We start from the raw sequence: 12,609 nt of genomic DNA, 5'->3' as shown, positions 1-12,609 counted from the left end.
CCTCCCTCAGGTGAGCCGTGCTCGGGGATCGAGCACGCCGTAGGACAGGTCGACGACGGCGTTGGCGACGACTACGAGAAAACCGGAGAACAAGGTGCAGCCGAGCAACGTCGGCAGGTCGCGGTTGTGGACCGCCTCGATCAACAGGCCGCCCAGACCGGGCAGGCTGAACACCCGTTCGGTGATCACCGCGCCGCCCAGCAACGAGCCGAACTCGATGCCGGTCAGCGTCACGACGGGCAGCAACACGTTGCGCAGCGCGTGTTTCCCGACGACGGTCCGCTCCGGCACGCCCTTCGCGCGGGCGGTGCGGATGAAGTCCTCGGACATCGTTTCGAGCATCTGCGAGCGGGTGAGCTTCACGTAGTGGGCGCCGTGCGCGAACGCCAGCACGCACCACGGCAGCACCAGCCCCCACGCCCACCGCACCGGGTCGTCGGCGAACGCGGTGTAGTTGCCGACCGGCACGACGTCGAGCTGGAAGCCCAGCACGAGGATCCCCAGCAACCCCACCAGGTACACCGGCGCGGACACGCCGATCACCGACCCGGCCAGCGCGACCCGGTCGAACCAGGTGTCCTTGCGCAGGGCGGCGAGCACGCCGATCGCGACCCCGGCCACGACCCAGAGGACCGCGGCGCCGATCGCGAGCGAGAACGTCACCGGCAGCCGGTCGCCGATCAGCTCCAGCACGTCGGTGTTCTGCCGGAACGAGTAGCCGAAGCACGGTGCGGCGCAGTGGATCGCGGTCGCGCCGGTGCCGAACGTCCGCCCGGTGAAGATCCCGCCGAGGAACGTCAGGAACTGCTGCCACCACGGTTCGTCGAAGCCCATGAACTCCCGCGCCAGCGCGAGGTTCTCCGGCGTGCACGGCTTGCCGCACGCCAGCAGAGCCGGATCCGATGGGACGAGGTAGAACACGACGAACGTGCAGAAGGCGACGATCAGCAGCACGAGCACCATGCCGCCGAGCCGGGTGAGCGCGTACCTCATCGCTTCGTCACCGACTTCGGGTCGAGCGCGTCGCGCAGCCCGTCGCCCAGCGCGTTGAAGCCCCAGGTGACCGCGAACAGCGCGAGTCCGGGAATCAGCAGGTACACCGGGTCGACCTGCACCCAGTCGATGGCGGCGCTGATCGACCGGCCCCAGCTCGGCGTGGGCGGCAGCACCCCGACGCCGAGGAACGACAGCGCGGCCTCCAGCCCGATCTTGCCGGGCACTGACAACGTTGCCATGACGAGCACGGGGCCCCAGAGGTTCGGCAGCAGCTCGGTGCGGAAGATCTGCCACGGCGACGCGCCGAGCACCCGCGCGGCCTTCACGAAGTTGCGGTCCTTCAACGTGAGCACCTGCGCCCGCACGATCCGCGCGGTCGACGGCCAGCCGAAGAACCCGATCACCACGATCAGCAGCAGCGCCCGCGGGAACTCGGCCGGCACCACGGCGCCCAGGGCGATCATGAACACCAGGTACGGGAAGCCCAGGAACACGTCGGCGGTCCAGGTGATGACCCGGTCCGCCCAGCCGCCGAGGTACCCGGCCGCCGCGCCGATCAGCAGCCCGAGCGCGATCGACACCACCGTCGCCGCGAGACCGATCAGGAACGACGTGCGGGCGCCGTGCACGACGATCGCGAACAGGTCGCGCCCGGTCAGCGGTTCGACGCCGAACCAGTGCTCGGCGCTGATGCCGCCGAACGAGCCCGCGGGCAGGCCGGTCGCGGGGTCGAGCGCGGTCGCGTCGTAGGTGTACGGGTCGTGGCCCTCGATGGCGGTGAGGACGTCCGCGAAGATCGCGACCAGGCCGATCACCACGACGGTGACCGTGCCGGCGAGCGCCCAGCGGTCGCGGGCGAGCACCGATCTGATCGCGGCGGGCACCGACCGCGCGACGGGAGTGGACAACTGCGTGACCTGCTTCTTCTGCCGTGTTGATCTGTCGCGGCGAGACAGTAGGCCGATCAGGTGGCGGAGTCGTCCACGTCCACTGGCTGGGACTGTGTTAACACTATCGCTTCAGTGTTGACCGAAATTGAATTGCCGGTGATGGCAGGGTTGATCCACGTGGACACCGATGTGCAAAGGCTCCGAGAGATGTCCGGGCTGGTCACGCCGATGGCACTGCGCGTGGCCGTGACCCTGGGACTGCCGGACCGCCTGAGGGACGAACCCGCCACCGCAGCCGAAATCGCACCGGAGCTGGAGGCCGATCCCGTCGCTCTCGACCTGCTCCTGGCCCACCTGACAGTCCTCGGGGTGACCGAGAGAACAGCCGCCGGCTACCGCACCACCGACTTCGGCGCGCTGCTCGGCGCCGACGCCGGCAACGGCCTGCACGGCTTCCTGCACCAGGACTCCCCGGCGGGCCGCGCCGACCTGGCGTTCGCGGACCTGCTGCACAGCGTCCGCACCGGCGAGGCGGCCTACGAGGCCCGGTACGGCCAGGGTTTCTGGGCCGACCTGGCTGAGCGGCCGGACCTGCGCGGCGCGTTCGACCGGCAGATGAACCGCCGCATGGCGGCCTGGATTCCGCAGTTGGTGGCGGCGGTCGACTGGTCGCGGTTCGGCACGCTCGTCGACGTCGGCGGCGGGAACGGCCGGACGCTCGCCGCGATCCTCCAGGCGAACCCCGGTATGCGCGGCCACCTGGTCGACCTCGCGGAGACGGTCGAGGGAGCGGCGGAGATGTTCCGCGAACGGGGGCTCGACGCCGAGGTGACCGGGGGCAGCTTCTTCGACCCGTTGCCTGCCGGGGACACGTACCTGCTGGTCGACGTCCTGCACAACTGGGACGACGAGAGGGCGCACGAGATCCTGGCGCGCTGTGCCCTGGGCACCAGGGTGCTCGTCGTGGAGTCCCTCGGCGAGAGCACGGAGTTCGACCTCGTCATGCTCGTGCACTTCGGCGGGCGGGACCGGGGGCTCCACGACCTCGAGCGGATGGCCGCGAGTCACGGGCTCACGTTGGAGTCCGTGACTCAGGTGAGCGGGCGCAGCCTGCTGGAGTTCACTCGCTGAGCGCGGCGATCCGTTCCTGCGCCTCGGCGAGGTCGTCGGCGGTCGGCGCGTCGTCCTGGGTCAGCGTGCGACGCCAGTAGCCGGCGAACTCGATGTCCTTCTTGGACACTCCGAGGCCGACGAAGTGCCTGCGCAGCGCGCGAACCGCGGACGCCTCGCCGCCGAGCCACACCCAGGCGTCAGCGGGTACGTCGGCGGCCGTGACCACCGAGACCAGGTCCTCCCCGGCGCTGCGGTGGATCCACCGCACGCCGGGGACGTCCTGTTCCTCCGCCGGATCGGCGACCTCGACGAACACCTGACGTCGTCGGGTGTCGGGCAGGAGTTCGAGCAGCGAGGCGATGGCGGGCAACGCCGTCTCGTCGCCCGCGAACACCAGCAGGTCGGCCTCTCCCAACGGCCGGGCGTAGTCGGGGGACGGGCCGAAGCGTCCGATCACGTCCCCGATCTGCGCCTGTGACGCCCACTGCGAGGCCGGACCGTTGTCGCCGTGCAGTACGAAGTCGATCGTCAGCACGCCGTCGGTCAACGAGCGGACGGTGAAGCTGCGCATCCACGGCCGTTCGTCCTCGGGCATCGCCATGTACGCCTGGTACCAGGTGCCCACGTCCGGCGCGTTCGAGACGTGCGCCGACCGGCCTGGCTTGGGAAAGAGCAGTTTGAGCTGCTGGTCCGGCCAGGTGCCGAGCTCGCCGAGGCCGGGGCCGGTGAACGTCAGGCGGGTCATCCGCGGGGTGAGCGGGACGACCGAGGTCACCCTCAGCCGGCTCACGACAGGTACTCCTTCAGGTGCCGGGCGGTGAGGGTGTCCGAAGTGGACACGAGGTCCCCGGGGGTGCCGGAGAAGACGACCTGGCCGCCGTCGTGCCCGGCGCCGGGGCCCAGGTCGACGATCCAGTCGGCGTGCGCCATGACGGCGAGGTGGTGCTCGATCACGATGACGGTGTTGCCGGCGTCGATCAGCCGGTCCAGCAGGCCGAGGAGCTGGTCGACGTCGGCGAGGTGCAGGCCGGACGTGGGTTCGTCGAGCACGTAGGTGGAGGCCTTCTCGGCCATGTGGATGGCGAGCTTGAGCCGTTGCCGTTCGCCGCCGGACAGCGTGGTGAGCGGCTGGCCGAGCGACAGGTACGAGAGGCCGACGTCGTGCAGGCGGCTCAGCACCGCGTTCGCCTGGCCGGACGGGAAGAAGTCGCGGGCGTCGGCGACGGACATGCCGAGCACCTCGCTGATGTTCTTGCCCCGCAGGGTGTAGCGCAGCACCTCGGGGGTGAAGCGCTTGCCTTCGCACTTCTCGCAGACGGTGGCGACGCCCGCCATCATCGCGAGGTCGGTGTAGACGAGCCCGATGCCCTTGCAGTTCTCGCAGGCGCCTTCGGAGTTCGCGCTGAACAACGCGGCCTTCACACCGTTGGCCTTGGCGAACGCCGTGCGCACCGAGTCGAGCAGGCCGGTGTAGGTGGCGGGGTTCGATCGGCGGGACCCGCGGATGGGGGACTGGTCGACCGTCACCACGTCCGGCCGTCCGCGCAGCGAGCCGTGGACGAGCGAGGACTTGCCGGAGCCCGCGACGCCGGTGACGACGGTCAGCACGCCGAGCGGCAGATCGACCGAGACGTCCTTGAGGTTGTTGGTGCGGGCGCCGCTGATCGGCAGGAATCCCTGGGGGGAGCGGAACTCCGACCGCAGCTTGGCCCGGTGGTCGAGGTGGCGGCCGGTGAGCGTGCCGGACGTGCGCAGGCCCGCGACGTCGCCGGAGTAGCAGACGTGGCCGCCGTTGACGCCCGCGCCGGGACCCAGATCGACGACGTGGTCGGCGATCTCGATGGTCTCGGGCTTGTGCTCGACGACGAGCACGGTGTTGCCCTTGTCCCGCAACCGCAGCAGCAGGTTGTTCATGCGCTGGATGTCGTGCGGGTGCAGGCCGACGGTCGGCTCGTCGAAGACGTAGGTGATGTCGGTGAGCGAGGAACCGAGGTGCCGCACCATCTTCACGCGTTGCGACTCGCCGCCGGACAGCGTCGCCGACTCGCGGTCGAGCGACAGGTAGCCGAGGCCGATCTCGACCAGCGAGTCGAGGGTGTTGCGCAACGTCGCCAGCAGCGGGGCGACGGACGGGTCGTCGATGCCGTGCACGAACCGCGCGAGGTCGCTGATCTGCATCGCGCAGCAGTCGGCGATGTTCGCGCCGCGGATCTTCGAGTGGAGCGCGGCCTCGTTCAGGCGGGCGCCGTGGCAGGCGCCGCAGGTGGCGAACGTGACGGCCCGGTCGACGAACGCGCGGACGTGCGGCTGCATCGACTCGCGGTCCTTGGACAGGACCGTGCGCTGGAGCTTCGGGATGAGGCCGTCGTAGGTGACGTTGGTGCCGTTGATGTTCAGCTTCGTCGTGGGCTTGTGCAGGAAGTCGTGCAGCTGCTGTTCGGTGAACGTCGAGATCGGCTGGTCGGCGGGGTAGAGGCCGGAGTTCGCGAGCACCTGCCAGTACCAGGTGCCGACGCCGTAGTTCGGGGCGTCGATCGCGCCGTCGTTCAACGACTTCGACCGGTCGACGATCGCGTCGACGTCGATGGTGGTGACCTTGCCCAGGCCCTCGCACTCGGGGCACATGCCCTCGGGCAGGTTGAAGCTGAACGCGCCGGACGTGCCGACGTGCGGCTCGCCGAGGCGGCTGAAGACGATCCGCAACATGGTGTGCGCGTCGGTCGCGGTGCCGACGGTGGACCGGGAGTTCGCGCCCATGCGCTCCTGGTCGACGATGATCGCCGCGCTCAGGTTGTGCAGCGCGTCCACGTCCGGGCGTCCGATCGAGGGCATGAACGACTGGAGGAACGCGGTGTAGGTCTCGTTGATCATCCGCTGCGACTCGGCCGCGATCGTGCCGAAGACCAGCGAGGACTTGCCGGAGCCGGACACGCCGGTGAAGACGGTCAGCCGGCGTTTGGGGACGTCGAGCGACACGTCCGCGAGGTTGTTCTCCCTGGCCCCGCGGACCTGGATCAGGTCGTGGCTGTCCGCGACAGCGTTCACAGTTCCCCCGGTTTGATTCTTTATGCCGTAAAGTATGCGGCCGTCGAGGTTACTTTACGTTGTAAGGAGTCGCAACCGTGGTCGTCTACGCAGGTCAGGGTGACCCGCGCCGGTCCATCGAGCTGCTCTGGCGTGCGGGTGCGGCGGAGCAACGGCCCGGCCGCAAGCCCGGCCTGAGCGTGGACCTGATCGTCGACGCGGCCATCGAGGTCGCCGACGAGCAGGGCATGGCGTTCTCGATGCGCGCCGTCGGCGAACGCCTGGGCCGCACCGCGATGGCCCTCTACACCTACGTGCCGGGCAAGAACGAGCTGGTCGACCTGATGTACGACCGCGCGATGGCCGAACTGCCCACCTCCTACGGCCTCGACGACGGCTGGCGCGCGGCCGTCACGGCGTGGGCGCAGGACCTGTGGGAGTGCTACGCCCGGCACCCGTGGGTGCTCCAGGTGTCGCAGGCGCGCCCGGTGCTCGGCCCGCACGAGTTCGCGGTGATCGAGGCGCTCGCGGCGATCCTGGTGACCACCGGGCTGCCCGGCCGTCAGCTGCGCGGCATCACCGGTGCCCTCAACTACTTCGTGCGCGGCGCCGCCCAGACCGTCGCCGAGGCTCGTGCGGCGGGTGGCGAGACGGGGGAGGGCGACGAGGAGTGGTGGTACGCGCGGTCGGCCGTGCTGCTGGAGGTCGAGCCCGACCTGGAGAAGAAGTTCCCGATGCTGCACGTCCTGGAGAGCGATCGCGATCCGGTGGATCCATCGTTGCCCTATCTGGAGAACGACGCGCTCGAGAACTTCCGCGGCGGGTTGAAAGTGCTCCTCGACGGCATCGAGGGCGCTGTGGCAAAACCGTGACAAACCCCGGACGTCCCCGGCACATGGGCTCGATGAGATCGTGCCCATGGCGATCGGGAGAGTTGTAGTTGCGGTCGCGTGCGCCTTGGCGCTGACCGCGCCGAGCACGGCGGCCGCCCCCGCTCAGGAAGAATCCCGTCCCGCGACGACGACCATGACGTACGAGATCGGGGACCTCACCGCGGTGGTGCACGCGCCGCGCACGCTCGTCGGCGCGCGGCCGTTGGTGCTCACCAGCGAGATCTCGGCGCAGCGGCTCGTGCGACAGGGAGCTGTGGTGGTGCTCGTGCACGATCGTTCCGCGCTGCCACGGCACCGCGAGCTGTGGCGTGAGCTGAGCGCCGGCACCGGACCGCTGGCGGAACGGTTCGCCGGCTTCGCGCACCACGTCGTTGTGGCAGAACCGTGACAACGTCCTCACATCACGACCACAAGTTCCCGATGGAATCGGCGCATGGCAATCGGAAAAGCCGCGGCCGCCGTTGCGATCGCGATGGTGCTGACCGCCCCGACGACCTCAGCGGCTCCTGACCAGCACGGCTCCGGCGTCGAAAAAGTCGAGTACTCGCTCGGTGATCGGGCATTTCAGGTGCCCGGCTTTCACAGCGCACCAGGCGGACCCGTCGCGGACCTCGAACTCACCGCGGTCGTGCACGCGCCGCGCACGCTCGTCGGCAAGCGCCCGCTGGTGCTGCTCGCGCACGGGTACTGGCAGCCGTGCCGCGACGGCCAGTGGGTCTGGCCGTGCCCCTCGGGTGACGCGTTCCCGAGCTACCGGGGCTACGACTACCTGGCAGAAGAGCTGGCGCGGCAGGGTTTCGTGGTCGTGTCGGTGAGCGTCAACGGCGTCAACGCGGGCGAGACGGGCGAGATCGCGGACGTCGCACGGGCGGCCGTGATGAGCAAGCACCTGGAGCTGTGGCGCGATCTCGACGCCGGCAAGGGTGCGCTCGCGGGGAAGCTGCCGGGCTTCCGGGGGCACGTCGACCTGACGAACGTCGGCACGCTCGGCCATTCGCGCGGCGGCCGGGGCGCGGTCTACCAGGCCTCGGACAAACACGTCGGTGAACTGCCGAAGGGTGTGCGGATCAGGGCCGTGCTGCCGCTCGCGCCCGCCGACTACTACGCGCCGGGCCCGGAGGCGCCGGAGAACCTCGACTACCGGATCACCAAGATCCCGTTCGCGGCCATGACCGGCAGCTGCGACGGCGCGGTCAGCGGCACGACGTTCATCGAGAACGCCCAGGGCCGCAACGTCGTGCCGATCCACGCCGTCACGCCGAAGAACGCCAACCACAACTACTTCAACACCGAATGGTCCTACGAGAACGACAGCACGTGCGCTGACCGGGCGTTGACCCCGCAGCAGCAGCGCAGGATCGCCACGACCTACATCCCGGCGTTCTTCCAGCAGTACCTCAACGGCAGGAAGAACCCGATCGTCGGCAACGGCTTCCCCGGTGTCGACGTCGTGACGCATCAACCGATCGGTTAGGCCTCGTCGAGACCTTCGGGGGACGTCTCCCCCTTCCGCCGCTGCCAGTGTGGAGGGCGGAAGGGGGAAACTTTCATGCTCAGAACCACCGCGCTGCTGACCGCGGCGCTCGTAGTGCTGACCGCGTCACCCGCCACCGCCCACGGCACCGGCGACTGGCCCGGGTGGCAGAAGGACCTCAACGGATCGCGTCACGCCGCGCAGGAGTGGCGCATCAACGCGGGCAACGCCTCGAAGCTCGAGCTGAAGTGGGCGTTCGCCTACCCCAAGGGCGTCTACAACGGCGTGCGCAGCCAGCCCGCCGTCGTGGGCAACACCGTCTACTTCGGGGGCCCCGACGGGAAGTTCTACGCCCGCGACGCGCGCACCGGGCGGGCGAAGTGGGAGTACGCGCTCCCCGCGGCCGACCGGTACGCGTTCAACTCCGACAGTCCGACCGTCGCCGACGGCAAGGTGTTCTTCGGCGACAGCGCCAGCCGGTTCTTCGCGCTCGACCAGCGCACCGGGCGGCTGAAGTGGCAGGTGCGGCTGGACGCCGGCATCGCCTCGATCACCACCAGCTCGCCGATCGTCCACAACGGACTGGTGTACGTCGGCACGTCCAGCTCCGAGAACGTGCTGCCGAACACGCACGACTGCTGCACGTTCCGCGGGCACATCGACGCGTTCGACGCCGACACCGGTGCGTTGGTGTGGCGGCACTACACGGTGCCCGAGCCGGTGCAGGTCGGCACCTGGCCCAACGGCGCCAAGCGTTTCGAGCCGTCCGGCGTCGGGGTGTGGAGCTCGCCGGTGATCGACCGCAGAACCGGCACGCTCTACGTCGGCACCGGCCAGAACTACACCGGCAAGGGCGGCGAGTTCGACTCGCTGCTCGCGCTGAACGCCCGCACCGGTGCCGTGAAGTGGACCAACCAGGTCACCGACGCCGACACGTGGCGGGGCGCGTGCAACGAACCCGACGCCGAGGGCTACTGCCCGGGGCTCAAGGACGGCACGAACCTCGACTACGACATCGGTGCCACACCCAACCTCTTCACCGTCGACGGCCGCCAGCTGGTCGGCGTCGGCCAGAAGTCGGGCGTGTACCACGTGTTCGACGCCACGACGGGGCAGGTCGTGTGGCGCCGTCAGCTCGGCGTGCCGCTGCCCAGCGGTGGCATCTCGGGCATCCAGTGGGGGTCGAGCTACGACGGCAAACGGCTCTACATCGCGACCTACTACGCCGACCCCGGCACGTTGTTCGCGGTGGATCCCGCCACCGGCAGGGTGTTGTGGCAGACGCCGGCCCCCGCCGACGGCTGCACCACGGGTGGCGCTGCCGGACAGCCCGGCTGCTTCCAGGCGCACGGCCTGCCCGTGTCCAGCTCACCCGGAGTGGTGTGGCTGGGCGCGCTCGACGGCAAGTTCCGCGCGTACGACAGCAGGACCGGCAGGATCCTCTGGTCCTACGACACCATCCAGGACGTCCGCGGGGTCAACGGACTGACCGGGCGCGGCGGCACCCTCGCCGGTCCCGGGGCGGGCGCGGTGATCTCGGACGGCATGGTCTACGTGCAGTCCGGCTACTCGTCGGGCTTCACGAACCCGCACGGGCACGTGCTACTGGCCTTCGGCCTGTAGCTTCGCGCGCACCTGGTCGGCCGAAAGTCCCGCTCTCGTGCGGAGTTCGGCCGACCGCTGCCAGGCCTGCCTGGCCAGCTCGGCGTCACCCGCGGCCGCGTGGGTGTCGCCGAGCTGTTCGTACGACCCGGCCTCCAGCGGGATGTCCCCGCCGAGCCGGAACAGCTCCGACGACCGCGTGTACGCCCGCACCGCCTTCGCGTGCTCGCCCAGCCCCAGGTAGCCGGTGCCCAGGTTGTCCCACGCCTCGGCCTGGCCGATCAGGTGGTCCATCTCCTGCCACATCCGCATCGCGCGCTCGGCGTACTCGATCGTCCGCGCGTACTCGCCGAGCTTGCCGTGGCCCCAGGCGAGTCCGGTCAGGGCGTTCGCCTGGCCGTAGGCGTCGCCGACCTCCTCGAACAACGCGAGCCCGCGCCGGGTGTGCTCCAGCGCCTCCTCGATCCGGTCGTCCGGGCACAGCATCGCGATGTTGAGCAGCACCCCGGCCTGACCCGCCGGGTTGCCCTCGTAGACGTCGAGCGCCCGGTGCAGCGCGGCGACGGCCTCGTCCGGCCGGTCCATCCTGGCCAGGCTGCGGCCGAGGTTGATCAGCGACCGGCCCAGGCCGTCCTCGTCGCCGAGCCGCTGCACCGCGGCGACCGCGAGTTGTTGCGACGTCAGGAGATCGCGGTAGCGGCCCTGCCGGTCGAGCGCGTCGGCGAGCGACCAGCCCATCAGCCACGTCTGCTCCGTCGTGCCGTGCGGCATCGCGGCCATCAGCGTCGGGTGCTCGGCCATGAGCCACGCCAGCGCTTCCTCGTGCGAGCCGAACCGCTGCACGATCACGCCGGGCGCGGGTTCGGGGGTGGCCGGGCGGTGCCTGCTCGGCGTGTACGCCACGCCCGCTTCGACGGCGGTGAGCGCGAGGTGGTCGAGCAGCCGGTGCAGCGCGGCTTCCCGTTCGCTGTCCAGGGCGAGTTCGGCCGCGTAGTCGCGCAGCAGGTCGTGGCAGGTGAACCGGCCGGGCTCGGGTTCGTCGATCAGGTTGGCGCGCGCCAGTTCCGCGAGCAGGTCCGCGGTCTCGGTCAGGGTGGTGCCCGCGAGCGACGCGGCGCCGGCGCGGCTGATGTCGGAGCCCGGCATCAGGCCGAACAGCCGGAACAGCCGCAGCGCGGGCGGGCTCAACGCCTTGCAGGAGTGGGAGAACACCGACCGCAGGTCCGCCGTGACGTCATCGTCGTCGGCGAACGCGTCGAGGTCCGCGAGTTCGTCGGCGAGCGCTGCCAGCGGGAACTCCGGCTGCGTCGCGGCCCGGGCCCCGGCGACCGCGAGGGCCAGCGGCAGGCGGGCGCAGCGCCGGACCACGGTGTCGACGGCGTCCGGTTCGGCCCGTGCCCGGTCGTGCCCGATCCGGGCCGTCAGCAGCGCGCGGGCGTCGTCGGGTGGCAGCAGGCCGAGCGGCAACTCCTTGGCGTGCCGGGGTTTGAGCGCGGTGCGGCTGGTGATCACCACGTGGGCGTGCGGGGTGCGCGGCAGCAGAGGTTCGACCTGTTCGGCGTCGGTCGCGTTGTCCAGCAGCAGGAGCACCCGCTTGTCCGCGAGGGCGTCGCGCAGCAACGCCGACTGGCCGGCGAGGTCGTGCGGCACCTGCGCCCGCGGCACGTCGAGCGCGGACAGGAACCGCAGCACCGCGTCGCCGGGGCTGACCGCGGCGCCGCTCGGGCCGAAGCCGTGCAGGTTCACGTACAGCTGGCCGTCGGGGAACCGTTCCGCCGCCCGGTGCGCCCAGTGCACCGCGAGCGAGGTCTTGCCGACGCCGCCCGTTCCGGTGATCACCACGACGCCCGTCGGCACGCTGTCGAGTTCGGCGAGTTCCGACGCCCTGCCGGTGAACGGCTTGGGCGCGGCCGGCAGCTGCCGCGGTGCCGAGGCCGCCTGCAGCCGCCGGTGCAGCGCGGTGAGGTGCCGTGACGGTTCGGCGCCCAGCTCGTTCGCGAGGTTCTCGCGCACGACCTCGAAGTGCCGCAACGCGTCCGGGGCGCGACCGCTGCCGTGCAACGCTTCGATCAGCTGCGCCGCGATCCGTTCGTCCAGCGGGCGTTCGGCGGCGAGGGCCTGCAGTTCCGGCACGAGCGTCGCGTGCCGGCCCGCCGCCAGCCGGGCGTCGACGTGGGCGAGCCGGGCGGCGAGCAGCTCGGTCGCGAAGTCCTCCCGCAGCCGCACCGCCCACGGGGTGTCCAATGTGGACAGCGGCTCGGCCTGGGCCAGCGAAAGCGCGTCCTCCGTGCGGCCGGTGCGCACCAGGTGCCGGAACAGGTGCAGGTCGATCTCCAGCGGATCGACCCGCACGACGTACCCGGCCCCCTCGCGTTCGATCAGGCCGGGCAACGTCTGCCGCAACCGCGTGAGCCACGTCTGCACCAACGCGCGGGCGCGCGGCGGGGGAGCGGCGCCCAGCACCCGTTCCACCAGGTCGTCGGCGCTCACCACCCGGCCTGCCCCGGCGAGCAGCACGCCGAGCAGGGCGCCGGGGCGCGTCGGGCCGAACTCGGTGACGTGACCGTCCACCCGAGCCGTGACGCCGCCGAGGACCGTGAACCGCACGGTGATCACC

At 70.6% G+C, this 12,609-nt stretch carries 10 protein-coding genes; 5 read left to right on the top strand and 5 right to left on the bottom strand.

Going from position 1 to position 12,609, the window contains the following annotated elements; translation table 11 throughout:
- Positions 1 to 6: 6 nt before the first annotated feature.
- Together QSK25_RS26055 and QSK25_RS26050 are read right to left on the bottom strand one after the other, a co-directional pair.
- Positions 7 to 993 (bottom strand): ABC transporter permease, encoded by a 987-nt coding sequence (locus QSK25_RS26055; RefSeq protein ID WP_285642031.1) that lies wholly within the window; start codon positions 991 to 993, stop codon positions 7 to 9.
- Entirely contained in the window at positions 990 to 1,904 is a 915-nt protein-coding gene (locus QSK25_RS26050; protein WP_285642029.1) for an ABC transporter permease, read from the bottom strand. Before QSK25_RS26050 ends, QSK25_RS26055 begins: the two co-directional genes overlap by 4 nt.
- 189 nt (positions 1,905 to 2,093) lie before the next feature.
- On the opposite strand from QSK25_RS26050, the gene QSK25_RS26045 reads away from it, so the two are divergent.
- Entirely contained in the window at positions 2,094 to 3,017 is a 924-nt protein-coding gene (locus tag QSK25_RS26045; protein WP_285642026.1) for a methyltransferase, read from the top strand.
- On the opposite strand, the gene QSK25_RS26040 is transcribed toward QSK25_RS26045, so the two are convergent.
- Both QSK25_RS26040 and QSK25_RS26035 read right to left on the bottom strand, forming a co-directional pair.
- Positions 3,007 to 3,789 carry a siderophore-interacting protein gene (locus tag QSK25_RS26040; RefSeq protein WP_285642025.1) on the bottom strand — a complete coding sequence of 261 codons (783 nt, stop codon included), beginning with the start codon at positions 3,787 to 3,789 and terminating at the stop codon, positions 3,007 to 3,009. The two genes, QSK25_RS26045 and QSK25_RS26040, sit on opposite strands and share 11 nt — an antisense overlap.
- Positions 3,786 to 6,044, bottom strand: coding sequence for an ATP-binding cassette domain-containing protein (locus QSK25_RS26035; protein ID WP_285642024.1), 2,259 nt, complete (start codon positions 6,042 to 6,044; stop codon positions 3,786 to 3,788). Before QSK25_RS26035 ends, QSK25_RS26040 begins: the two co-directional genes overlap by 4 nt.
- 77 nt (positions 6,045 to 6,121) lie before the next feature.
- Here QSK25_RS26035 and QSK25_RS26030 point away from each other — a divergent pair, with 77 nt between their 5' ends.
- The 4 genes from QSK25_RS26030 (at position 6,122) to QSK25_RS26015 (ending at position 10,013) form a co-directional block, all read left to right on the top strand.
- Positions 6,122 to 6,895 carry a TetR/AcrR family transcriptional regulator gene (locus tag QSK25_RS26030; protein ID WP_285642023.1) on the top strand — a complete coding sequence of 258 codons (774 nt, stop codon included), beginning with the start codon at positions 6,122 to 6,124 and terminating at the stop codon, positions 6,893 to 6,895.
- A 46-nt stretch (positions 6,896 to 6,941) separates the two neighbouring features.
- Positions 6,942 to 7,304 carry a hypothetical protein gene (locus QSK25_RS26025; RefSeq protein ID WP_285642021.1) on the top strand — a complete coding sequence of 121 codons (363 nt, stop codon included), beginning with the start codon at positions 6,942 to 6,944 and terminating at the stop codon, positions 7,302 to 7,304.
- Positions 7,305 to 7,349: 45 nt separating this feature from the next.
- Positions 7,350 to 8,390 (top strand): alpha/beta hydrolase, encoded by a 1,041-nt coding sequence (locus QSK25_RS26020; RefSeq protein WP_285642019.1) that lies wholly within the window; start codon positions 7,350 to 7,352, stop codon positions 8,388 to 8,390.
- A gap of 75 nt (positions 8,391 to 8,465) precedes the next feature.
- Positions 8,466 to 10,013 (top strand): outer membrane protein assembly factor BamB family protein, encoded by a 1,548-nt coding sequence (locus QSK25_RS26015; protein WP_285642017.1) that lies wholly within the window; start codon positions 8,466 to 8,468, stop codon positions 10,011 to 10,013.
- Here the strand turns inward: QSK25_RS26015 and QSK25_RS26010 are convergent.
- Positions 9,993 to 12,599, bottom strand: coding sequence for an AfsR/SARP family transcriptional regulator (locus QSK25_RS26010; RefSeq protein WP_285642015.1), 2,607 nt, complete (start codon positions 12,597 to 12,599; stop codon positions 9,993 to 9,995). The genes QSK25_RS26015 and QSK25_RS26010 overlap by 21 nt on opposite strands.
- Positions 12,600 to 12,609: the final 10 nt, after the last annotated feature.

The organism is Lentzea sp. NBRC 102530, from assembly GCF_030269365.1.
In the GTDB taxonomy this organism is placed as follows: domain Bacteria; phylum Actinomycetota; class Actinomycetes; order Mycobacteriales; family Pseudonocardiaceae; genus Lentzea.
This window is presented reverse-complemented; position numbering and strand designations above follow the sequence as displayed.